The following is a 19,203-nucleotide window of genomic DNA, read 5'->3' as shown; positions in this document are numbered from 1 at the left end:
CCAAGCATCAACCGCCGTCGTCTTCCACCCGAGCAGCCCACCAGAAAAGGAGACCACACATGGCTGACCTGACTCTCGCCAGCGCCGATGTCGGCGCAACCCCGAAAATGCCGATGCCGGCGGAACCTTCACGCACGATCCTTGCGCTTGACCTCGGCACCACCACCGGCTGGGCCATCCGTGGCTTCGATGGCCTCATCACCAGCGGCACCGTCAGTTTCAAGCCGGGCCGTTACGACGGCGGCGGCATGCGCTACCTGCGCTTCACCAACTGGCTGACCGAGATCGACAGGCTGTCCGGTCCGATCGAGGTGATCTACTTTGAAGAAGTGCGTCGGCACGTGGGCACTGACGCAGCCCACGTGTTTGGAGGTCTGCTGGCGGTTTTGACCAGCTGGGGGGAATTACGCGGTGTGCCCTACCAAGGCGTACCAGTTGGCACGATCAAGAAATTTCTGACGGGCCTGGGCAATGCGAACAAGCAGGCCATGATCGATGCGGCGCGCATGCGTGGCTTCAGTCCGACCGATGACAACGAGGCGGATGCCATCGCAATCTTGCTCTGGGCGATTGAAACGCAGGGAGGGCTGGCCTGATGGGCATGCGCTTCACTCCCAAGGGGTACGGCGGCAATCGCCGTGACCCTGACCAGGTCAAGCGCGATGGCTGGCACGAGCAGCACATGCTCGCGGTCTCACTTGACGATCATCGGCTCACCTGGCCGGAACGCGAACTGGTTCGTCAGCTGGGCGAAAAACTCTATGGCAAGCTGCCAGCCGTAAAGGAGGTACGTCATGGCCGATGAATGGACACGGGCAATGGTAGCCGACCGACTGGACCTTGCTGCCGACGTGATGCGCTCCATGCCACCGGTCCGCCCGCAGGGTTACGTTAGCGCCTGGCCGGAATACGTCTCAACCTTCGCCGATCAGGTCGAGCAAGAACCAAAGATGAAAAAGCCTCTGCCATCGCCGCGGATGATCACGCAGGCGGACGAGGCGATGCTTTGGCTGCGGTGGGTGGACAAGGACATCGGTCAGATCCTCTGGGCGCGCGCCAACCGCGACGCCTGGAAGAAGATCAGCTGGCACCACGGCATCAGCCGATCAGCTGCTAATCGGCGGCACGAGTACGGGCTGGCCGTGATCGTCTGGAAGCTCAACGGCCGGACCGTGCCGCGCAAACGGTCGATGGAGTTCGTGATTGAGCAAACAGTATGATGCTGGGCGCCGTGCTGGGCTGGCGCGGCGCCTCAAATAACACAGACTTAGCAGCGGAAGTGGCTGCTTGTTACAGAGCTTGCGCCACACCCTTTGGCGGTATATCCTTGCGGTATATTATGGAGTGGAGCATCATGACAGCTGTTGCCAAACGAAAGACGTCTCTCACGCTTGATGCAGCTGCGCTGGACAGCGCGAAGGAACTTGAAATCAACGTATCAGCTGTTGCCGAGGCGGCCCTTGTAAAGGCAATCGTAGAAGCTCGGCAGCAGCGTTGGCTTGAAGAGAATGCCGATGCATTCGCAGCGCAAGCCAGCTGGCACGAGCAGAATGGGCATCCTCTCGCAGAAATAATTTCTGGGCCCGGAGGCTCATCTTGGACCAGCTAATGCGCTTCGATGTTGCGGAGTACAAAGGTGTTCCCATGGTCGTGGTCGAAAGTGACCTGTTGCCGCCGGACCCCTCGGTCGTCGTGATCCCTCTTTTGTCTGATTACCCAGCCGTTCGGCTACTAAATCCTGAGATCGTGTATGCTGGCCGCAGGTTTGTTCTTGCAACCCGTTTGATTGTGGCGGTGCGCCGGGCAAGTTTGCGCCGTACTGGAAATATTGCAGAGCAAGGGGATCAGATCACGCGCGCGATTGACGTGTTGATGGCGGGCGTTTAGCCCATTTTGCGTGACAATGAACTTTCGGGAGCCACCATGGAGCTTTTCGTGGTCAAGACCCGCATCGGTAAATTTGGCAAGTCTGACTGAGTAACGCTGTAGGCTTGACCCCTTCAGGCACTTGCGTGAGGGTAGTGGCTTGGGCGCCGTCCTGCTGGGCGAGCGCAGCGCCTCAGTTCGTGACCTCAGTCTGACGATCCAGATCGATGCCTTCAACCGGAGCTGAGCTTAGCAGGCTTTTGAAGGTCTTTGCAGGAACAGCTGTTAAGCCCGGCTGCTCTGGCGCCGCATCACGGCTTTGAGAACGCTGCGCTCGGCTGGTCGTAAGGGGCCTATCGTTCATCGCGGTTCCTATCACATGGCTGGTAAACGGTCGCACATACTGCCGCTGATTTGTAGTTCTTCTTGCAGGCTTGGGACCGAACATCATGGGCGGCGACATTGACACTGCTCGGGCTTGACGTTATAATGCTTGTTATAATTTCTTGATGGGAGCCTGTCATGCAACCCCTGAAACTGACTACTATCGGCAATTCCGTCGGTGTCGTGCTGTCAAAAGAATTATTGGCGAAGCTTCGTTCCGGCAAAGGGGACATGCTCTATGTCACGGAAACCCCTAATGGGATTGAGCTGAGCCCTTACGACCCCGAGTTTGCTCAACAGATGGAACTTGCTGAAGAGATCATGCGTGAAGACCGTGATGTCCTGAAAAAGCTTGCCAAATGAAGGAACCAATTTGGCTACGGGCAGATGTCTTGATCGCTGCGCACCGGCGACAACTTGCGGAACACTGTGGGCTCGATGGTATGCGTGACGAAGGCGCGTTTTTGTCTGCGCTCGATAAGCCGCGTAATCTATTTGCTTATGGCCAGCCCGCGCCAGACTTGTATGCGTTGGCCGCTGCTTATGGGTTCGGTCTCGCGCGCAATCACCCGTTCGCAGATGGAAATAAGCGGACCGCTTTGATTGCTATGCGACTATTTTTGAAGGTCAATGGGGCAGAGTTCAACGCGCCTGCTGAAGAGAAATACCGTATGATTGTCGCATTGGCCGCGGGTGAATTTCTGGAGAGCGAAGTCGCCGACTGGCTTCGAAACTCTTCCTGACGCGGCAGGTGGGCTTGCGCAGTTGATGATGACTGCGGCCAGTTGACTCCTGGTCGCTCTGTCAACCCCTATTGTTCCAGCGGGACATTTTTCAGCGGGACATCGGAAGGCGAGACATCCACTGAGTGAGAGGCTAAATAACGGATATACTCGGTGTCGTGTGCGTGGGAGGCAGGGTCCGTGAATGTCATCATCCGCGACCTCGATCAGACCCGCATTCACTTCGAAGCCGCGGTCGCCCGACTGGGCGAACAGGCAGCGACACGGGCCTTCAATCGTGCGCTGAACAGCGAAGGCAGCAAGGTCCGCACCCAAGTGCGACGTGCCCTGCGGCAACAGACCGGCGCGAAGGCCGCGCTCATCAATCGCGAGACGCGCTCGATTCGGTCGACGTTCTCGAACCTGACCTACACGATCGAGGCCCGAGGCGACTATCTGGGCCTGTCGCATTTCAGCCCACGACAGTTTGCCTACGGCGTGCGTGCCAAGCCCTGGGGGCGCTGGCAGCGGTTCGAGAGTGCTTTCCTCGTTGGGTCGCTTGCGGGCAACGCCTTCGTGCGCGAGGGGAGTGCCCGGCTGCCGATACGGAAAATGTTCGGCCCAGCCATCCCGAAAGAGATGGTGCAGGACGCAACACGCGACGCATTTGAGGCTGCGCAACCCGATGTGCTGGCCGAGGCCACGCGTCAAATTGAGCAGCTTTTGGACGTGTGACGGCCGAGCGGGACAAAAAAGGTGAGTCTTTCCAATGGCAACAAGAAAAGAAAACAGCGGGACATTTATTTGTTGGACCGCGAGTCTTGGCCGCGATAAAACACTTGCAAGGGCCAAATCAGCGTGCTGACCGGCTACGACAGAGACAGACGGGGGACCCCTTGGGTCCCTTCCTAGAGAAAGTTCGATGCGGGGCCGCCGCCTCGCGATAATTGAGCGTTTTTTCTCGTTTCAAAAATCCATTTCGCTTCGTTTCAAAGAGGGTCCGCCTCAATGAAATCAAGGACCTAGGTCCCGAATTGGCGAAATGCCCCCCCCTGAAACCCACTTCGTTTCGCGCAAGCTGACCACCGCTCAGACGCGCCGAAACCCAATAAAACATGGACGTTTCGCTTGCCGCGAACCGAAATGCCCCCCTGCGGTTCGTTTCGGTTCAGCGGGGCGTTGCCCCATGTCCGACAGGTATCCGATGACAGCCCAATCCAAAATCACCCCGCAGGCCTGGCCCGCGGCGCAGGTCGAGATGTGGCAGGTGGCCGATCTTGCACCTTATGCGAAAAACGCCCGCCAGCATCCGCCGGAGCAGATCGATCAGATCGCCGCATCGATGGAGCGGTTCGGCTTTACCATCCCGATGCTGGTGGCCGAGGATGGCACGATCATCGCAGGCCACGGCCGGTTGATGGCAGCGGCCCAGCTGGGACTGGCCGAGGTGCCGGTGATGGTGGCCCGTGGCTGGTCGGAAGAAGACCGGCGGCTCTACACGCTCGCTGACAATCGCCTAGCGGAAATCGCCGAGTGGGACCCGGAGATGCTCCGCATCGAGATTGGGGAGTTGCGCGAGGATTTCGGGATTGAGGATATGTCGCTGATCGGTTTCAGCGCCGAGGACCTGGCGGAAATCCTGCCCGACGCGCTGATCGACACTACAGGCGGCCTGACGGACCCCGACGATGTGCCGGAGGTGCCCGAAGCGCCGGTGACGCGGCCGGGCGATCTCTGGGTGCTGGGCAAGCACCGGCTGCTCTGTGGCGACAGCACGGTTGCCACCGACGTGCAAAAGGTGCTGGGCGATGTGAAAGCCGACCTCTGCTTTTGCGATCCTCCCTACAACGTGGATTACGCCGGCGGTGTCGGTGCCGAAAAGGCCGGCAAGGGGCGGCGGATCAAGAACGACGCCCTGGGCGAAGGTTTCGGGCAGTTCCTCTACGATGCCTGCGTGCTGATCAACGCGCACACCGACGGCGCAGTCTACATCTGCATGTCGTCCAGCGAGTTGCAGACACTTCAATACGCGTTCAAATCCGCTGGCGGCCATTGGTCGACCTTCATCATCTGGGCAAAGGACCGGTTCACACTGGGTCGCGCGGACTACCAGCGGCAATACGAGCCGATCCTCTATGGCTGGCCCGAAGGTGTGAAGCGCCACTGGTGTGGTGATCGCGACCAGGGCGATGTCTGGAACATCGAGCGGCCCCACAAGAACGATCTGCATCCGACGATGAAGCCGGTGTCCCTGGTCGAACGCGCGATCCGAAATTCAAGCCGCAAGGGTGATCTGGTGTTCGATCCTTTTGGCGGCAGTGGCACCACGCTGATCGCGGCCGAAAAGACAGGGCGCCACGCGTCTCTGATCGAGCTCGATCCGAAATACGTCGATGTGATCGTGCGCCGCTGGCAGGAGTTCACGGGCGAGACCGCCGTGCTGGAAAGCAGCGGCCAGAGTTTTGATGCACTGAACTCCGGCGAGACCTTGCCTGTTGATGCCAAAATGGACGGCTGAGCGGGCTACGCCATTGACACTCCATGCGATTATCGCGCTGATGGGCATTCACCCAGAGGAGCGATGTGTGGCGCGAGGGCAAACAAAACTGAGACGAATGACGATCGGGGGCGCGGTGACAATCGTTCTCGCAGTGGTCATTGCCGTGCTCACCCTGGCGCCGATGCCGTCTGGCGGCCCTGCGGGGTCGGACAAGATTTACCACGTTCTGGCATTTGCCTGCCTCGCATTCCCGCTGCCGCTCGTGCGGCCGCGGCTTGTAGTCTGGGTTATTCTGGGCGTCATTGCCTACGGTGGTATGATCGAGATGATCCAACCCTTCTTTGGCCGGCAGGCCGAATGGGCTGATCTCGTCGCAGACGGGATTGGTGCCATCCTCGGGGCGACCGTTGCGCGTCAGCTTGGACTATGGCTTAGCAGGTCAAGTGGACTGAACGACAAAGACGACCCCATGACCGCGGCATGGCTCGCCGAGGATGCCGCTCTAACCGGCGACGGTTTGCAGCCATCGCGTTCGAGGTCGAAATAAACAGCACGAGCGAGGCGGCGTCGATCAAGATAATCGATAAACCCGCCCGCGCTCATCTTCCTTCTCGGACGTGATGGTCAGCCCGCGCTTTTTCTTCAGCGCGCCGGACATGGCACCTCTACAAGTATGGGACAGCCAGCCAGTCGCTTCGACCAGCTCTTCGATGGTGGAGCCTTCAGGGCGTGACAGCATGTCGATCATGATTTGCTGTTTGGTGACACGAGGGCCTTTGGGGGCCTTGGCTTCTTCCTCTGCAAGCGCTTCGGGGTTTGTGGTCTTTGCGGCCTTTGCCATGATCTTCTCCGGCAGTTCGGCGCGGCAGCATGCAACGCCTTCTACTGCCGAAAGCCCGCCACGCGGGCGGGCTGGATCGGTTTGGCGCTGGTTCAGTGCTGCTCGTCCATGCTGGCGGTGACGGCGAAATGCTGAACCCAGCCCGTGAGGTAAGGCAGATCGGCGGGTATCCCGTCGTTGCGCTCTGTCGCGCGGCTGATGCGCCAGTCCTGCCATTTTGCAATTGCGGCGGCGATCGCGGCTTCGCAATCCGGTGCACCGCACTGGAGCGCGCCCACCACCTCGTCCGCGAAATGTCGCCCCGATCGGCTATCAAGGAAGTCGCGAATGCCGATCATCTCTTCCTCGGAGCTGGCGTTGACGGCTTGGGCGATCAGCCGGCTAGCGAGGATCCAGACCTCGCCCGTGCGCCTGTCGCGCTCCGGGCAGGTGGTCAGGGTTCCAAAGAACCCGTAATCGGTGTTGCGGCTGGGATGGACGGTGGCGGTGGTCATAGGTCAATCCTTGGTTCAGGCCGCTGTTGCGGCTTCCAGCGTGGCGATGTGCTGGCGCAGTGTTGTGGCCTCATCGCGCGCAGTATCGGCCCAGAAGGCGATGCGGGCATTGCAGGCGGCGGCTAGCCGTTCTGCGTCCTCGCGGGTGAAGCGGTTGACCTTGTGCGCGCTGCCATGGCCGCTGCAGGTGGCACGATGCTTCTTGCCCTCGGGCGTCAAGGTGAAGGTCAGCGGCCCGAAATCGTCTATGACGATCCAGTTGTGCGAGGCGATCGTGGCGCAGCCAGTTGGGGCCAGCAGGCGGTCAATCTCATCTGCGCGGGTGCGAAAGTCGGCGATCAGGGTGGCGGTGGGGTTGGTCATTGCGGGCTCCGTGGACTGTGTTGCGTGTCGTTCTGTGAGGTTAGAGTCGCTCCGCTGCGCCGAAAAGTGTAGCAAAAACAGCGTTCTATTGTTGCTAATTGATCATTCGGCGTGGTCCGTAAAATCGACCCAGCCACTGTCTTGCCAGATGTAGAGATGCGAGAGCTCGCAGGTCGGTCGTGGCAGGATGCTGGGCGCGCGGGGCGGATCAAAACAGTCCAATTCGTCAGCCCGAACTTGTCGGATTTCCCGAGCGGCGAGGATGTCCTCAGGCGTCCAGGCCGCCAGCGCGGGCAGCATGTGGGCGGGGTAGCCGTCGTAATGAATATACACATGGGCCCATTCTTCGGGCCCAGTCTGGATTGCGATCTGTGCGCGGGTGCTCATCGTCGGGTCCCTCAGTTCGGCTGGTCGATCATGGCGAGGATCGCGACGGCCATGCCGCCGAGGTACTCGCTGCGGCGAAAGACAATCTCGTCGATGTGGTTGGCATCCGTGATGGCCGGATCGACCTCCAGGTCGGCAGCCATATGCGGCAGGAGTTTGTTGGCGGCGGCGTTGTAACGTTCGGCGATGGTCATGGGCGAGGTCCTTGGGTGCGTCGTTTGCGTCAAGGAATCTTCGCTCTGAAGGCTGAGTATATCCACTATAATCGCAGCAATTACATGGCTTTAGAGGGCCGCATGGCGCAATCAAAACGCGGGTCGCTGATCGAGGCTGTGACCAACACGGTGGTAGGCTACGCGTTGGCGGTTGCCACACAATTCGCTGTGTTTCCGGCCTTTGGGTTGCGCGTCGGAGTGGTCGAGAACCTCGGTCTTGGGCTGATCTTCACAGCTGTATCGCTGGCCCGGGGATACGTCCTTCGCCGGCTGTTTAATCGCTGGAGGCTCTGAGCCATGTCAGACGGCAAACCCCGAGGCCAAACCATCACGGTATCCCAAGCCGCAGCCCTGCTGGGCCGATCGGACCGCTGGGTCCAGGGCCTTGTCAAATCCGGCTACATGGATCGGGCACAGCGCGGGGAATACACTCTGGTGGGCGTCATTCGCGGGGCGCTGGCCTATTACGAGGACCAACTCTCCAAAAACAACAAGGCCGCTGTGGCAAGCAGGGCTACGGAAGCGCGCACGCGCGAGATTGAACTCAGGATTCAGGAACGCAGCCGGGAACTGATCCCGATGGAGGATGCAAAGGCCGTGGTAGGCGAGATGGCGGCGCTGGTGCGGGCGGAGCTTGCCGGGCTTGCCGCGCGGTACACGCGCGATATGGAGGCGCGGCGCGCGCTCGAAGAGGTGATCGATGGCGCGCTTGAACGTGTTGCAGGGGCGGCCGACAAAGCAGGCGCAGCTCTGGTCGCTGGCAGCGGCGATCTGGAGGCCGAGCGAGAAGCGTGACCCGGCGCCTTGGGCCGCGGCACACCGGATTTATCCAGAAACCGCCGGTATTCCCGGCCCCCGTGATCCGGGGCTAACGCCCTACATGATCCCGTGGTCTGCGGCGGTGCATCGCGGTGGTTATCGCCGGGTGGTGGCGGTGACTTCGGCACAGTCGGGCAAGACCGACAGCATGCTCGATATCATCGGCGCGCGGCTCGATCAGCGCCCGGCGCCGATCCTCTATGTGGGCCCAACGAAAGAGTTTCTGACCGACCAGTTCGAACCGCGGCTGATGGCGTTGTTGGATGAGGCCGACACGCTGGCGAACAAGGTGGTGCGCGGCCGCCGGATGAAGAAAACTCTGAAGCATGTGGCAGGCGTGCGGCTGCGTCTGGCGCATGCGGGCTCCTCCACGGCCCTGAAGTCCGACCCGGCCGCGCTGGCGCTGATCGACGAATACGATGAGATGATGGCCAATGTGAAAGGCCAAGGCGATGTTCTTGGCCTCGTAGAGGCCCGCGGCGAGACCTATGCCGATTTTGTCACGGCGATCACCAGCACACCAGCGCGGGGCCTCGTGGAAATCGAGCCGGATGATACGAGTGGCCTCGAGTTTTGGGCACGATCAGCACCGGACGATCTCGAAAGCCCGATCTGGAAACTCTGGCAGGAGGGGACGCGACATCACTGGGCCTGGCCGTGCCGGCATTGTGAGGAGTTCTTCATTCCGCGGTTCAAGCAGCTACGCTGGCCCGACCGCGCGACGCCTGCGCAGGCCAAACAGGTCGCCACACTGGAATGTCCGCGCTGCGGTGGTCAGCATTCTGAGGCCGATAAGGTCTGGATGAACGCGCGCGGTGCAATGGTGGCGCCGGGGCAGACCGTCGCGCTGAGAGATGATGCGCCTCATGTCGTGGGCGCGCCCACCGACAGCTCGACCCTGTCGATGTGGACATCGGGGCTCTGCTCGCCCTTCGTCACTTGGGGTCAGCGCGCGGAAACCTATCTGACGGCGCTACAGTCGGGTGATCATGACCGAATCCAGACGGCAATGAATGCGGGCTTTGGCGAATGCTACGCCATGACCGCCTCGGGCGATGTGCCGGACTGGCAAGAAATCATGGAGCGCCGCCAGCCCTACCGGCCGGGGGATGTCCCTGCAGGTGGCCTGCGCCTCGTCATGGGCGTCGACGTGCAGAAGTTTAGCCTGGTCTATGTGATCCGGGCTTTCGGGGCGCGGGGCACATCCTGGCTGATCGACAATGGTCAGCTTTATGGGCCCACGGAGGATGACGATGTCTGGTCGGCGCTGGCGGATCTGATGCTGACGCCGGTGGGCGGCATGCAGATCGAGAAGGTGTTTGTTGACTCCGGGTTCCGGCCAGATAAGCCGGAGCTCGGAAATGAGCACAAGGTCTATGAGTTTTGCCGGCGCTACAGCTGGCTGTGTGCGCCGACCAAAGGGAAGGATGTCCAGAGCCCACCGTATCGGGTCTCAAAAATCGAGGTGAAGCCTGATGGCAAGAAGGCACTCTATTCGATCGATCTGGTGACGCTCTCGACGGATTTCTTCAAGTCGTTGGTGATGTCGCGCATTCGCACGCCGGCCGATCAGCCGGGGGCGTTTCATGTCCATGAGTCGGTCTCGGAGGATTACTGCAAGCAGCTGACCTCAGAGGCACGTGTCGTGGCTGAGGGCAAGCCCGTCTGGGTGAAACGCTCGCGCAACAACCACTTTCTCGATTGCGAGGCGCTCTGCGCGGCCATCGGCTTCACGCTGAACGTCCAGCGGATCCCGGAAGGTGTGGAACGCAAAACGGCCCTCGAGGCCGCAGTGCCCGACGGGCATGACCCAACCTTGGTGAGCGCGCCGGAGCCTGATCGATCAAAGGCGCCGCCGCCGGCATCGCGCTCCTCCCCAGGACGCGGCGGCAGCGGCGCTCTGCGCGGGCGGTTTGCCCGCCATGGCAGCAGGCTGAATGGATAACGCACATGTCCGTGATCGCAAAGTTGAAAGACCTGCTGGCCGAGGCCCTGCCTCAGCCAGCGGGGCCGGAGGGAATGAGCCTCCCCAGACCCTCCGGCAAATACATGCGCGGCGGGCGGGGCGTGACCTTTGCGGGTTGGAAGCCGGCTTTGCGCGAGGCCCAGGATGATATTGGTGAGGCCTGGGACGATGCCGCCGCGCGGGTCAACGACCTTCTGCACAACAGCGGCTGGCTGGCCGGCGCGCTGGAACAATGTGTGGCCAACACCGTCGGTACCGGGCTCCAGCTGAAAGCACTGCCGGAGAACGAGACTTTTGGCTTGACGCCAGCCCAAGCCTCGGACTGGGCCAAAACGGTCGAGCGTCGCTTTGAACTATGGGCGCGCAATGCTCAGGAATGCGATATCCAAGGCCTTCGCACGTTCGGGCAGATGCAGGCCGCTGCCTTCCGCTCCTGGCTCGTGACGGGCGAAATCCTCGCCGAGCTGCCCTGGCGCAAGCGGCCGTGGAACCGTTACGGCACCAAGGTGCGCTTGCTGCCGCCGCAGCGCCTATCGCGCAAGACGGAAAGCATGCGGCGGCTGATCAACGGGATCTATACGGATGCCGATGGCATGCCGGTGGGTTACCGCGCGATCCGCAAGGACCTGTTCAAACACGACGTGGAATATGACGTGCGCGCCCGCGATGCCGCGGGCCGGCCGCGTGTGATCCATATCTTCGAGGGTGCACCTGGCACGCATCGGGGCATCTCACCTCTGGTGCCGGCCCTGCAGGTGGCGCGCCAGTTTGACCAATTGGCGGATGCCACGCTGATGGCGGCGATCGTGCAGACGCTATTTGCGGTGACCATCACTTCAGATGAACCGACGGAACAGGTGCTGCAGGGCCTGCTGACGCCACAGGAACAGGCTCAGATGCTGGCGCAAGGCATCTCGCCGATGGAAGCCTATATCGAAATGGTCGCGGGCTACTATGACGGCAGTACGCTGGATGTGGGGATCAATGGCCGCTTGGCCCACCTCTTTCCGGGACAGGAGCTGAAGTTCCACACGAGCAACCATCCGTCATCAGATTACGCCGCCTTCTCGATGCATCTGCTGCGAGAACTCGCGCGGTGCCTGGGGCTGACCTATGAAAGCGCCACGGGCGACAATGTGGGCGCGACATACTCGTCGCTGCAGGCGGCAACGACAGAGATCTTCGCCATCACCAAGGCGCGGCGGCGCAACATCATGGCGCCGTTTTGCCAGCCGATCTACGAGGCCTGGCTGGAAGAAGAAATCGAGGCGGGCAGTTTGCCATTCCCGGGCGGCATTGCCGGCTTCCTGGCCAATCGCACGGCGGCGTGCCGCGCAGAATGGCGCGGCGATCCAAGACCACAGGCTGATGATCTCAAGAAAGCCAAGGCGCACGAGGTGTGGAAACGGCTCGGCGTGATGTCGGACGCGATGATCTGCACCGATCTTGGGGCGGATGTGGACGATGTCTACCAGCAACTCGCCCAAGAACAGGCGCTGCGGGCGGAATACGGCCTCCCCGAGCCGCAGATGATGGGCGCGCAGGGCGGTGGCCCGAATGCGGCCGCAGATGGACAGGACGACACAGGCGATGAGGCCGAGGCATGACGATCAGCATCGATGAAGCGGATCCTTGCGCCGCCGCTGCCAACCTTCGTCAGATCTATGTCCGGCTTGTCGCCGGCGAAGGGGCCATGGAAGTGCGCTTTCGGGCCGGATCAAACGGCGTGGAACGCTCCGTCACCTATCACAGGGCGCATCCCGATCGGCTTTTGGCGGTCATTCGCGGTTTTGAAGAACAATGTGCCCAACTGCAGGGCCGCGGGCCACGGCGCTTTGCGCTTGGAACAGGAGGGATGAGGTGACGGAACCGTCCGACATCAAACAGACGGCCGTCGCTGCAGCGGGACCGTCTCTCGCGCAGATTGCGGGCCGCGTTCTGAACCGGCCGCTGCTCCTGCACCCAGACAAAGCCGATCTGATCCTGCACGTGCTGCAGGGACGAATTGGTATTGAGCCGCTGCAAGCCATCACGCCGGATACCAACCGCTTTGTCGGCACATACCGCCGTGACAATGGCGGCGTCGGGTCCATGCGCGTGGAAAACGGCGTCGCCATCTTGCCGATCGTGGGCAGCCTCGTGAACCGCGGCGCCTGGATTGGGGCGAGTTCGGGTCTCGTGTCCTACGAGGGCATTGCCGCGCAGCTGCGCGAGGCGGAAGCCGACCCTGATGTTCGTGCGATCCTGATGGATATCGACAGTCCGGGCGGCGAGGCGACAGGCATGTTCGCCGCGGCCAAGCTGGTGAGCGCGGTCAATAAGACCAAGCCAGTCGTGGCCTTCGTCAACGATGTGGCAGCCTCCGCCGCCTATGGCATCGCCAGCGCAGCCTCGGAAATCATCGTCTCGCCCACGTCCATGGTCGGCTCGATCGGTGTGGTGCTGACCCATCTCGATCGCTCGGGCGAACTAGAGGACCGCGGCGTGAAGCCGACGCTCATCCATGCTGGTGCCCACAAGGTCGACGGCCACCCATTTGGACCGCTGTCAGATGCTGTCCGCGCAGACCTGCAGGCCGAGGTGATGAAAATCTATGACCAGTTCGTGGGTCTCGTGGCCGAAGGGCGCACTTGCCGGATCAGCGCGGACGCAATCCGGGCGACGGAAGCCCGGACCTATCTTGGAGCCGATGCCATCGCCCAGGGCCTCGCTGACCGTATGGCCAGCCTCGAGGAGGTGATCGCCGCGCTCTCGCAACCGCCCTCCGGGGCAAGTCCCCAGAGAAAGGGAGGATCTATGACAAAAACACCCCAAAGTGAGGCGCAGCAGGGCGATGTCTCTGCCATTAGCCCGGCCGATCTGCAGGCAGCTGTCGAGGCAGCGCGCGCCGAGGCCCATGCGGCTGGTGTCACCGCCGGAAAGACGGAGGCCACAGCGCGCATCAAATCCATTCTGACGGCGCCGGAAACGGAGGGCCGTGAGGCGCAAGCGCTCGTTTTGGCGCTCGAAACCGAAATGACGGCAGCCGACGCGGCAAAGGTGCTGGCAGCATCGCCAAAAGCCAACGCCTCCGCCTCCATCGCTGCTCGTGCCGCGCGAGAGGCCGAACTCGGGGCCGAAACCCCGGCCGATCATCGCAACCGATCTGAACGCAATGCGGCCGGGTGGGCGAAAGCCATTACCCAGGCCAATGCGCGTTTCAGCTGAATAGGAGAGGCAGTCCATGACCGTTCTCATCGAAGGCCGGCATCCCGGCGAATTCCTGATGGCTGAGGCCAATGGCCAGCGCTCTCGGGAAAACATCACCATTGCCAGCGGCGCAGGCATCATCGCCCCTGGCACCGTGCTCGGCAAAATCACCGCGACCGGCAAATATCTGGCCAGTGCCGTCGGCGCGACCGATGGCAGTCAGACTGCCGGGGCAATCGCGCTCTACGGCTGTGACGCCACCGCTAGTGATGCTGATATCGCTGCCATCACGCGGGACGCCGAGGTCAACGGAAAGATCCTGACCTACCATCCGGACCGCGATCAGTCGGCGGAAAAGGCAGCCGCCCAAGCCGATCTCGCGGCTGTCGGGATCATCGTGCGGTAACCACCGCCAACTGTCCCCATTCCTTACATTTTGAAATCGATCGCCTGCGCCCACGGGCAGCGGGGCGATCTCGCGTGGCCAGTCACTGGCGCGCCGACGCAATAAAGGACCTCCCATGTCGATCCTCAACATCTTCAGTCAGGACGCCTTCAGCGTCATGCGCCTCACGGACGCGCTTCGTGAGATCAAATACACCCCGTCTCGCATCGGCCAGATGGGTCTGTTCCAGACAACCAGCATCGACACGCTCGACATTGCGATCGAGAAGGACAAAGAGCAAAACCGCATGTTGGTCTCGGCCAGCCCACGCGGTGGGCCTGGCCAGACCTTCGACAAATCGAAGCGCGCCGTGCGCATGCTCAAGGTGCCGCATTTTCAGGTCGATGACGCGATCTATGCCGACGAAGTGCAGCAGGTCCGCGCCTTTGGCCAAGAAGTGGCCGTCGAGCGGCTGCAGCAGAAAATCGCAGACCGAGCAGCCGAGGCGAGCCAGTTCTTCGCGCTCACGGAAGAATACCACCGGCTGAATATTCTCAAGACCGGCCAGCTGCTCGATGCCGATGGCTCGGTCCTCTTCGACTATTTCACTGAATTCGGCGAAAGCCAGCAGGCTGTGGTCGATTTCGACCTCGATAATGCCAGCGCCGCCGATGGGGCACTGCGCAAGAAATGCGCGGGCGTCATCCGCCAGATGGCCGGCATCCTCGACGGGCTGCCCTATACGGGCATTATGGCGCTTTGCGGAGACGCCTTCTTTGACGATCTCATCGCCCATCAAGAGGTGCGCGAAACCTACAAGGGCTATGCGGACGCTGCCTCGCTGCGCAACGCCTATATCAATGCAGGCAATTCCGGCATCTACGGTGCCTTCGAGTTCGGCGGCATCACCTGGATGAACTATCGCGGTGGGCAAAATGTCGGCATTGACACCGACAAATGCCATCTCGTGCCCTCGGGCGTGCCTGGGCTCTTCCGCACAGTCTACGCTCCGGCGGACTACATCGAGACGGTCAACACGCCTGGCCAGCGCCTCTACGGCAAACAGTGGGAAATGCAGAACGGCAAAGGCGTGAACCTCGAGTTCCAGATGAACGCGCTGCATTACTGCACACGCCCGCGGGTCCTGATCCCCGGTAAGCGGACGTGATCCAGCAGGACCGGAAGAGGCGTTGCGTTTGAATGACATCCAGAGCAACGTAATGCTGGCCGCACCGCAGAAAGCAGCAATATGCCTCACGAAATCACGGACTGGGACATTCAGGAACATCTGCTGACGCGTGTCGAGCAAGACGCTTATCTGGAGGCTGCATTCGATGATGGTGACGCTCTGGTGATCATCGCGGCCATCGGCGACGTAATCCGTGCACGCGGCCCCGAAGGCATAGCGGAACAAGTTGGTATGAGACCTTCTGAGATGCTCGAGGCATTTCGTGATGGGAATGACCCGCCATTTTCACTGGTATTGACGGTAGTCAGAGCCCTTGGCTTTCAACTCGGGGTCTGCCCAACCAATAATGCCTGACGACGGCTGTCAGCCTTGGGTCTGCTTATCGTTCCATCCGCTGAAGTTTCGCGCTTCATAGGCTTCCACCGCGGCCACCAATTTTTCAAGCCTGACTTCGTCGGGTGAATCGGGGGCGGCGTGCCATAGCCCTTCGATCTGGTGAAGGGCCTGTCGATGCTTCTCGGCGGTTCTGATGGGCGTGTCTTCCATCTGCATTTCCTTGTGACGGTGATATCATGTCTCTTTTCAATGACTTGGATGCGTATGCCAGCGATGCAGTCAATGGAGTTTTCGCCGAACCGGCCCTTCTGCGCCCGCGTGTGTCCACGCAATACGCGGAACGGACCGCCGATCCAGACCGCCCCGAGGCAATGACCTATGGCATCTTCTCGGCTGGCCCGGTGCAGGAGGACCTCCGTGGCCAAGCGCGTGGTGGGCAAATGTCGGGCACGACCAAGCTGTCGGCCGCGGCTGCCGAGTTCTGGTTCGCAAAGCCGCAGATCGATCAGCTGCCCTGGCTGCCGATCACCGGCGATGTCCTCATTCTGACGGCCCGTAGTGGCCAGCCGATCTATGCAATCTCAAGGGTTGCTACATCAGATCTGGGCGATTTGACCCTGATTCTTGTTCGAGAGGATGAAACCTCATGAGCCTGAGCCGTCTTGTTATGCGGCTGGCTGCGGCCCGCGCGCTCCGGGAGCGAACCCTTGCGGGCGCGCGTGTGTTCGACAGCGCGGTCGATCCAATTGATCAGACGATCGCCGAAAACCGCCAGCCACTTCTGGTGCTGACCACGGATGAACACGAGGCCGACATTACTGGTCGCGATCTTGCTGGGGGCGCGCAACGTTGCGATCTGATCATCGAACTTGCCATCGCCGCGCGGGTCGAGGTGCCTGCCCGTGACGGTCAGGGCGGCCAGATCACCATCGCCATTCCGCACACAGATGAGGGGATGGAACTGACGCTCGACATGATGGAGCATCAGGTCATCACCTCGCTGACGCGCGATGACAGTGCCTGGGCGCGCGCCTGGATGAAACTGGTCCCCCGCGTGTCCCGGCGGCTTTCACGTCGCGGTGCCTCGTCCGAAAACGGTGTGCGCTTCGCCGCCCGTCAACTGGTTTTGACCTGTGATCTCGTTGATACGCCAACGGTGGGGGCAGATATTCCGCCCGGCACCGCTTGGGGCGAGGTCCTTGCACTGATGGAGGCCGATCAGACGCTAGCGCCAATTGCGGCCATGCTGCGCGAGCAGATCGAAGGCGAGAGCCTCACCGATTGGGCGCGCACGGCGCAAATGCTGGGTGTACCACTGGAGGTCATGGATCAGCTGGGCGTTTTGCCCACGCTCGATAACCAGGGTCATGCCGTGACCATGGATGCGGTCATCTTCGACGAGGAAGGCGAGCGCATCACGTTGATCGATGCGTCAATGACTGCGGCTGAGGCGATCTGACATGGCGATCCGCGAATTGGTGGAATTGGCCGCGCGCATCGCCGAACTCGAACGCCGCTTCTCGGGCATGATGCGGCATGGCACTGTGGCCGAGGTTGATACCGAGACCCAACGGATCCGGCTGGACTTCGGCCCTGCGCATGGAACGTCGGGGCGGTTTTTGTCGCCGTGGATCCCCTATGCACAATTCTCGGGCGCCCTGCGGGTCCACACGCCACCTAGCGTCGGGCAACAATTCACCGCGATGTCGCCTAATGGCGATTTCCAGCAGGCAGTCGCCGTTCCGTTGTCTCATTCAAATGCCAACCCGTCACCCTCGACGGCGGTGGACCAGAACGTGCTTAGTTTCGGCGATGTCACCGTGACCTTGGCTGAAGACAGCCTCGAGATTGCCGTTGGCGGTGTGCGTTTCAAGGTTGACGGCGCCAACGTTGAAATCACCGGCGGCGAGGTCCGCCACAACGGAAAGAATATCGGCGACAGCCATATCCATAGCGGCGTGTTGTCCGGGCCTTCGGTCACGGGCACCCCCGCAAACTGAGAAGGACGATCCCATGCCACGTTTCGCCATCACCGAAACCGCCGGCCGCTTTGTGGCGGGCCAAACCAACACGGGCGTTGGGACGATCCTGACCCTCACCGAAAAACAGGCCGAACACGAGGTCCGCCTCGGTTCTCTGCGTGCACTGGATGTCAAACCAGTCTCAAAGGCCACGAAGCCTGCAAAACCCACCACAAAACCCGACGCTCCCGAGGCAACAGAGTAACCCTGAACCATGGCCAGCCGTTCCCCCAATCCGTCGGTCGGGCTGAATGCCGCGACAGGCCGCATTTTGGAGGGCTGGCCGCATGTGGTTCAAAGCCTGCAGGATATCTTCACCACACGGTTCGGCAGCCGGGTGATGCGGGAATGGTATGGGTCTTTCGTGCCGCATCTCCTGGGGCGCACAATCAGCCCCAATGAGGTAACGCCCTTTTTCGCGGCGGTGACCTCGGCCATCGAGCAGTTTGAGCCGCGCTACCGGGTCACCCGCATCCAGGTGGTCGAGGTCACACGCGCGGGTGCCTTGCACGTCTTTCTCGAGGGTGAATATCGGCCTCGGGCCATGTTTGGCGATTACACCGTGGAGGGTGCGCGGCGCATCGATGCCTATGCCAATCCCGATGGCGTCCTGATCGAAACCCGCGAGGCCCTCACATGAGCCGCTTTACCGCCATCAATCTGGCCGGTCTGCCGCCGCCTGATGTGATCGAGACACTGGACTACGAGACCATCGTCAGAGAGATGCGTGACGATCTGGTTGCGCGATTTCCCGACATCGCCGGCGTCATCGATCTTGAAAGCGAGCCTGCGCGGAAGCTCATCGAGGCTTTTGCCTACCGCGAGATACTTCTGCGCGCGCGGATCAATGATGCAGCCCGGTCTGTGCTGTTGGCCTCGGCCTACGGGTCGAACCTGGATCACCTGGCGGCTCTCTTTGCCACAGCCCGGATGCAGATCGAGGACGAGACCGGGGCGTTGGTTTCTGAAGACGATGCGCGCCTGCGTCGACGCGTGCAGTTGGCCCCGGATGCATTCTCGGTTGCGGGACCCGAGGGGGCTTACGTTTATCACGCCCTCAGTGCCGCCCCATGGGCGCGGGATGCCACGGCGATCATGACAAAGCCGGGTCGGGTCCGTTTGACGATGTTGCGCGCGGGCGATGACCCAGTACCGAGCCTCGAAGAACGCGAAACCGTCCGTCTGGCGCTCATCAATAATGACGTCCGACCGCTCACTGACATGGTCGAGGTCCTGGGGCCGACTGTGCATCTGGTCACGATCAACGCAACATTGACGCTTTATCCTGGCCCTGACGGCAATCTGGTGCGCGATCGCGCGGTTGCCGCTCTGACCACTTGGGTGGAAACGAACCGGATGTTGGGCATGAACCTGCGCCGCTCAGCCATATTCTCGAAGCTGCACCAGGAAGGTGTGCATTCGGTGGATTTGATTTCGCCAGCGGCTGACCTCGTTCTGGGGCCGACCGAGGTCTACGCCGTGGAGTCTATCACCATCACGGTCGCGGATCTGCGCGACGCGTAGGA

General features: G+C 61.4%; 31 protein-coding genes. 25 read left to right on the top strand and 6 right to left on the bottom strand.

Annotation, left to right across the window (positions count from 1 at the left end):
• The first annotated feature begins 107 nt into the window (after window positions 1-107).
• The 10 genes from R1W01_RS06240 (at window position 108) to R1W01_RS06195 (ending at window position 6,019) form a co-directional block, all read left to right on the top strand.
• Window positions 108-596 carry a hypothetical protein gene (locus R1W01_RS06240; RefSeq protein ID WP_317275167.1) on the top strand — a complete coding sequence of 163 codons (489 nt, stop codon included), beginning with the start codon at window positions 108-110 and terminating at the stop codon, window positions 594-596.
• A gap of 5 nt (window positions 597-601) precedes the next feature.
• Window positions 602-805 (top strand): hypothetical protein, encoded by a 204-nt coding sequence (locus R1W01_RS06235; protein WP_058122440.1) that lies wholly within the window; start codon window positions 602-604, stop codon window positions 803-805.
• Complete coding sequence (locus R1W01_RS06230) at window positions 795-1,220, top strand: DUF6362 family protein (RefSeq protein WP_317275131.1); 426 nt, start codon at window positions 795-797, stop codon at window positions 1,218-1,220. The genes R1W01_RS06235 and R1W01_RS06230 overlap by 11 nt, the downstream gene beginning before the upstream one ends.
• A 134-nt stretch (window positions 1,221-1,354) precedes the next feature.
• Window positions 1,355-1,609, top strand: a complete 255-nt coding sequence (locus tag R1W01_RS06225; RefSeq protein ID WP_317275130.1) for a type II toxin-antitoxin system CcdA family antitoxin — start codon at window positions 1,355-1,357, stop codon at window positions 1,607-1,609.
• A complete protein-coding gene (locus R1W01_RS06220) occupies window positions 1,597-1,887 on the top strand; it encodes a CcdB family protein (protein ID WP_317275129.1) in 291 nt (96 codons plus the stop codon). The genes R1W01_RS06225 and R1W01_RS06220 overlap by 13 nt, the downstream gene beginning before the upstream one ends.
• 501 nt (window positions 1,888-2,388) lie before the next feature.
• Window positions 2,389-2,613 (top strand): transcriptional regulator, encoded by a 225-nt coding sequence (locus tag R1W01_RS06215; protein ID WP_317275128.1) that lies wholly within the window; start codon window positions 2,389-2,391, stop codon window positions 2,611-2,613.
• Entirely contained in the window at window positions 2,610-2,993 is a 384-nt protein-coding gene (locus R1W01_RS06210; protein WP_317275127.1) for a type II toxin-antitoxin system death-on-curing family toxin, read from the top strand. Before R1W01_RS06215 ends, R1W01_RS06210 begins: the two co-directional genes overlap by 4 nt.
• 180 nt (window positions 2,994-3,173) lie before the next feature.
• Window positions 3,174-3,707, top strand: coding sequence for a hypothetical protein (locus tag R1W01_RS06205; RefSeq protein ID WP_317275126.1), 534 nt, complete (start codon window positions 3,174-3,176; stop codon window positions 3,705-3,707).
• 451 nt (window positions 3,708-4,158) lie between these two features.
• A complete protein-coding gene (locus R1W01_RS06200) occupies window positions 4,159-5,490 on the top strand; it encodes a site-specific DNA-methyltransferase (protein WP_317275125.1) in 1,332 nt (443 codons plus the stop codon).
• A 97-nt stretch (window positions 5,491-5,587) separates the two neighbouring features.
• On the top strand, window positions 5,588-6,019 hold the full coding sequence (locus tag R1W01_RS06195) for a VanZ family protein (RefSeq protein ID WP_317275124.1): 432 nt from the start codon (window positions 5,588-5,590) through the stop codon (window positions 6,017-6,019).
• 24 nt (window positions 6,020-6,043) lie between these two features.
• Here R1W01_RS06195 and R1W01_RS06190 read toward each other — a convergent pair whose 3' ends face one another.
• The 5 genes from R1W01_RS06190 to R1W01_RS06170 all read right to left on the bottom strand — a co-directional run bounded on the left by R1W01_RS06190 (window position 6,044) and on the right by R1W01_RS06170 (window position 7,751).
• Window positions 6,044-6,313, bottom strand: a complete 270-nt coding sequence (locus tag R1W01_RS06190; protein WP_317275123.1) for a DUF3489 domain-containing protein — start codon at window positions 6,311-6,313, stop codon at window positions 6,044-6,046.
• A 92-nt stretch (window positions 6,314-6,405) separates the two neighbouring features.
• On the bottom strand, window positions 6,406-6,807 hold the full coding sequence (locus tag R1W01_RS06185; RefSeq protein WP_317275122.1) for a hypothetical protein: 402 nt from the start codon (window positions 6,805-6,807) through the stop codon (window positions 6,406-6,408).
• Window positions 6,808-6,822: 15 nt separating this feature from the next.
• Window positions 6,823-7,170, bottom strand: a complete 348-nt coding sequence (locus tag R1W01_RS06180; protein ID WP_317275121.1) for a hypothetical protein — start codon at window positions 7,168-7,170, stop codon at window positions 6,823-6,825.
• A gap of 102 nt (window positions 7,171-7,272) precedes the next feature.
• On the bottom strand, window positions 7,273-7,557 hold the full coding sequence (locus tag R1W01_RS06175) for a hypothetical protein (RefSeq protein ID WP_317275120.1): 285 nt from the start codon (window positions 7,555-7,557) through the stop codon (window positions 7,273-7,275).
• 11 nt (window positions 7,558-7,568) lie between these two features.
• Entirely contained in the window at window positions 7,569-7,751 is a 183-nt protein-coding gene (locus R1W01_RS06170; protein WP_317275119.1) for a hypothetical protein, read from the bottom strand.
• Between the two features lie 24 nt (window positions 7,752-7,775).
• On the opposite strand from R1W01_RS06170, the gene R1W01_RS06165 reads away from it, so the two are divergent.
• The 9 genes from R1W01_RS06165 to R1W01_RS06125 all read left to right on the top strand — a co-directional run bounded on the left by R1W01_RS06165 (window position 7,776) and on the right by R1W01_RS06125 (window position 15,674).
• Window positions 7,776-8,066 carry a hypothetical protein gene (locus R1W01_RS06165; RefSeq protein ID WP_317275118.1) on the top strand — a complete coding sequence of 97 codons (291 nt, stop codon included), beginning with the start codon at window positions 7,776-7,778 and terminating at the stop codon, window positions 8,064-8,066.
• A 3-nt stretch (window positions 8,067-8,069) separates the two neighbouring features.
• Window positions 8,070-8,567 carry a hypothetical protein gene (locus tag R1W01_RS06160; protein ID WP_317275117.1) on the top strand — a complete coding sequence of 166 codons (498 nt, stop codon included), beginning with the start codon at window positions 8,070-8,072 and terminating at the stop codon, window positions 8,565-8,567.
• The gene (locus R1W01_RS06155) at window positions 8,473-10,536 is read left to right on the top strand and encodes a terminase gpA endonuclease subunit (RefSeq protein WP_317275116.1); all 2,064 of its coding nucleotides are present in this window, start codon (window positions 8,473-8,475) and stop codon (window positions 10,534-10,536) included. The genes R1W01_RS06160 and R1W01_RS06155 overlap by 95 nt, the downstream gene beginning before the upstream one ends.
• Before the next feature lie 5 nt (window positions 10,537-10,541).
• On the top strand, window positions 10,542-12,164 hold the full coding sequence (locus R1W01_RS06150; RefSeq protein ID WP_317275115.1) for a phage portal protein: 1,623 nt from the start codon (window positions 10,542-10,544) through the stop codon (window positions 12,162-12,164).
• The gene (locus R1W01_RS06145) at window positions 12,161-12,421 is read left to right on the top strand and encodes a hypothetical protein (RefSeq protein ID WP_317275114.1); all 261 of its coding nucleotides are present in this window, start codon (window positions 12,161-12,163) and stop codon (window positions 12,419-12,421) included. Before R1W01_RS06150 ends, R1W01_RS06145 begins: the two co-directional genes overlap by 4 nt.
• Window positions 12,418-13,764: a S49 family peptidase gene (locus R1W01_RS06140; RefSeq protein ID WP_317275113.1), complete on the top strand. Its 1,347-nt coding sequence runs from the start codon at window positions 12,418-12,420 to the stop codon at window positions 13,762-13,764. Before R1W01_RS06145 ends, R1W01_RS06140 begins: the two co-directional genes overlap by 4 nt.
• 16 nt (window positions 13,765-13,780) lie before the next feature.
• Window positions 13,781-14,152 (top strand): head decoration protein, encoded by a 372-nt coding sequence (locus tag R1W01_RS06135; protein ID WP_317275112.1) that lies wholly within the window; start codon window positions 13,781-13,783, stop codon window positions 14,150-14,152.
• Window positions 14,153-14,267: 115 nt separating this feature from the next.
• Window positions 14,268-15,299, top strand: a complete 1,032-nt coding sequence (locus R1W01_RS06130) for a major capsid protein (RefSeq protein ID WP_317275111.1) — start codon at window positions 14,268-14,270, stop codon at window positions 15,297-15,299.
• Between the two features lie 81 nt (window positions 15,300-15,380).
• A complete protein-coding gene (locus R1W01_RS06125) occupies window positions 15,381-15,674 on the top strand; it encodes an addiction module antidote protein (protein ID WP_317275110.1) in 294 nt (97 codons plus the stop codon).
• A gap of 9 nt (window positions 15,675-15,683) precedes the next feature.
• On the opposite strand, the gene R1W01_RS06120 is transcribed toward R1W01_RS06125, so the two are convergent.
• The gene (locus tag R1W01_RS06120) at window positions 15,684-15,866 is read right to left on the bottom strand and encodes a hypothetical protein (protein ID WP_317275109.1); all 183 of its coding nucleotides are present in this window, start codon (window positions 15,864-15,866) and stop codon (window positions 15,684-15,686) included.
• A 26-nt stretch (window positions 15,867-15,892) separates the two neighbouring features.
• Here R1W01_RS06120 and R1W01_RS06115 point away from each other — a divergent pair, with 26 nt between their 5' ends.
• The 6 genes from R1W01_RS06115 to R1W01_RS06090 are packed head-to-tail and all read left to right on the top strand — an operon-like array spanning window position 15,893 to window position 19,201.
• Window positions 15,893-16,306 (top strand): hypothetical protein, encoded by a 414-nt coding sequence (locus R1W01_RS06115; protein WP_165809763.1) that lies wholly within the window; start codon window positions 15,893-15,895, stop codon window positions 16,304-16,306.
• A complete protein-coding gene (locus R1W01_RS06110; RefSeq protein WP_317275108.1) occupies window positions 16,303-17,115 on the top strand; it encodes a hypothetical protein in 813 nt (270 codons plus the stop codon). The genes R1W01_RS06115 and R1W01_RS06110 overlap by 4 nt, the downstream gene beginning before the upstream one ends.
• A 1-nt stretch (window position 17,116) precedes the next feature.
• Window positions 17,117-17,656 carry a phage baseplate assembly protein V gene (locus R1W01_RS06105; RefSeq protein WP_317275107.1) on the top strand — a complete coding sequence of 180 codons (540 nt, stop codon included), beginning with the start codon at window positions 17,117-17,119 and terminating at the stop codon, window positions 17,654-17,656.
• A gap of 13 nt (window positions 17,657-17,669) precedes the next feature.
• Window positions 17,670-17,882, top strand: coding sequence for a hypothetical protein (locus R1W01_RS06100; protein WP_317275106.1), 213 nt, complete (start codon window positions 17,670-17,672; stop codon window positions 17,880-17,882).
• 9 nt (window positions 17,883-17,891) lie between these two features.
• The gene (locus R1W01_RS06095) at window positions 17,892-18,317 is read left to right on the top strand and encodes a GPW/gp25 family protein (protein WP_317275105.1); all 426 of its coding nucleotides are present in this window, start codon (window positions 17,892-17,894) and stop codon (window positions 18,315-18,317) included.
• Window positions 18,314-19,201, top strand: a complete 888-nt coding sequence (locus R1W01_RS06090; protein WP_317275104.1) for a baseplate J/gp47 family protein — start codon at window positions 18,314-18,316, stop codon at window positions 19,199-19,201. Before R1W01_RS06095 ends, R1W01_RS06090 begins: the two co-directional genes overlap by 4 nt.
• Window positions 19,202-19,203: the final 2 nt, after the last annotated feature.

The sequence above is a fragment of the Shimia sp. FJ5 genome (assembly GCF_032918335.1).
In the GTDB taxonomy this organism is placed as follows: Bacteria; Pseudomonadota; Alphaproteobacteria; order Rhodobacterales; family Rhodobacteraceae; genus Shimia; species Shimia aestuarii_A.
This window is presented reverse-complemented; position numbering and strand designations above follow the sequence as displayed.

What these genes read in the sequence shown, in the direction of transcription:
- R1W01_RS06240 (WP_317275167.1), top strand. Translation starts at nt 108, where the DNA reads ATGCCGATGCCGGCGGAACCTTCACGCACGATCCTTGCGCTTGACCTC.
- R1W01_RS06235 (WP_058122440.1), top strand. Translation starts at nt 602, where the DNA reads ATGCGCTTCACTCCCAAGGGGTACGGCGGCAATCGCCGTGACCCTGAC.
- R1W01_RS06230 (WP_317275131.1), top strand. Translation starts at nt 795, where the DNA reads ATGGCCGATGAATGGACACGGGCAATGGTAGCCGACCGACTGGACCTT.
- R1W01_RS06225 (WP_317275130.1), top strand. Translation starts at nt 1,355, where the DNA reads ATGACAGCTGTTGCCAAACGAAAGACGTCTCTCACGCTTGATGCAGCT.
- R1W01_RS06215 (WP_317275128.1), top strand. Translation starts at nt 2,389, where the DNA reads ATGCAACCCCTGAAACTGACTACTATCGGCAATTCCGTCGGTGTCGTG.
- R1W01_RS06210 (WP_317275127.1), top strand. Translation starts at nt 2,610, where the DNA reads ATGAAGGAACCAATTTGGCTACGGGCAGATGTCTTGATCGCTGCGCAC.
- R1W01_RS06200 (WP_317275125.1), top strand. Translation starts at nt 4,159, where the DNA reads ATGTCCGACAGGTATCCGATGACAGCCCAATCCAAAATCACCCCGCAG.
- R1W01_RS06195 (WP_317275124.1), top strand. Translation starts at nt 5,588, where the DNA reads ATGACGATCGGGGGCGCGGTGACAATCGTTCTCGCAGTGGTCATTGCC.
- R1W01_RS06190 (WP_317275123.1), bottom strand. Translation starts at nt 6,313, where the DNA reads ATGGCAAAGGCCGCAAAGACCACAAACCCCGAAGCGCTTGCAGAGGAA.
- R1W01_RS06185 (WP_317275122.1), bottom strand. Translation starts at nt 6,807, where the DNA reads ATGACCACCGCCACCGTCCATCCCAGCCGCAACACCGATTACGGGTTC.
- R1W01_RS06180 (WP_317275121.1), bottom strand. Translation starts at nt 7,170, where the DNA reads ATGACCAACCCCACCGCCACCCTGATCGCCGACTTTCGCACCCGCGCA.
- R1W01_RS06175 (WP_317275120.1), bottom strand. Translation starts at nt 7,557, where the DNA reads ATGAGCACCCGCGCACAGATCGCAATCCAGACTGGGCCCGAAGAATGG.
- R1W01_RS06170 (WP_317275119.1), bottom strand. Translation starts at nt 7,751, where the DNA reads ATGACCATCGCCGAACGTTACAACGCCGCCGCCAACAAACTCCTGCCG.
- R1W01_RS06160 (WP_317275117.1), top strand. Translation starts at nt 8,070, where the DNA reads ATGTCAGACGGCAAACCCCGAGGCCAAACCATCACGGTATCCCAAGCC.
- R1W01_RS06155 (WP_317275116.1), top strand. Translation starts at nt 8,473, where the DNA reads ATGGCGCGCTTGAACGTGTTGCAGGGGCGGCCGACAAAGCAGGCGCAG.
- R1W01_RS06150 (WP_317275115.1), top strand. Translation starts at nt 10,542, where the DNA reads ATGTCCGTGATCGCAAAGTTGAAAGACCTGCTGGCCGAGGCCCTGCCT.
- R1W01_RS06145 (WP_317275114.1), top strand. Translation starts at nt 12,161, where the DNA reads ATGACGATCAGCATCGATGAAGCGGATCCTTGCGCCGCCGCTGCCAAC.
- R1W01_RS06135 (WP_317275112.1), top strand. Translation starts at nt 13,781, where the DNA reads ATGACCGTTCTCATCGAAGGCCGGCATCCCGGCGAATTCCTGATGGCT.
- R1W01_RS06130 (WP_317275111.1), top strand. Translation starts at nt 14,268, where the DNA reads ATGTCGATCCTCAACATCTTCAGTCAGGACGCCTTCAGCGTCATGCGC.
- R1W01_RS06125 (WP_317275110.1), top strand. Translation starts at nt 15,381, where the DNA reads ATGCCTCACGAAATCACGGACTGGGACATTCAGGAACATCTGCTGACG.
- R1W01_RS06120 (WP_317275109.1), bottom strand. Translation starts at nt 15,866, where the DNA reads ATGGAAGACACGCCCATCAGAACCGCCGAGAAGCATCGACAGGCCCTT.
- R1W01_RS06115 (WP_165809763.1), top strand. Translation starts at nt 15,893, where the DNA reads ATGTCTCTTTTCAATGACTTGGATGCGTATGCCAGCGATGCAGTCAAT.
- R1W01_RS06110 (WP_317275108.1), top strand. Translation starts at nt 16,303, where the DNA reads ATGAGCCTGAGCCGTCTTGTTATGCGGCTGGCTGCGGCCCGCGCGCTC.
- R1W01_RS06105 (WP_317275107.1), top strand. Translation starts at nt 17,117, where the DNA reads ATGGCGATCCGCGAATTGGTGGAATTGGCCGCGCGCATCGCCGAACTC.
- R1W01_RS06100 (WP_317275106.1), top strand. Translation starts at nt 17,670, where the DNA reads ATGCCACGTTTCGCCATCACCGAAACCGCCGGCCGCTTTGTGGCGGGC.
- R1W01_RS06095 (WP_317275105.1), top strand. Translation starts at nt 17,892, where the DNA reads ATGGCCAGCCGTTCCCCCAATCCGTCGGTCGGGCTGAATGCCGCGACA.
- R1W01_RS06090 (WP_317275104.1), top strand. Translation starts at nt 18,314, where the DNA reads ATGAGCCGCTTTACCGCCATCAATCTGGCCGGTCTGCCGCCGCCTGAT.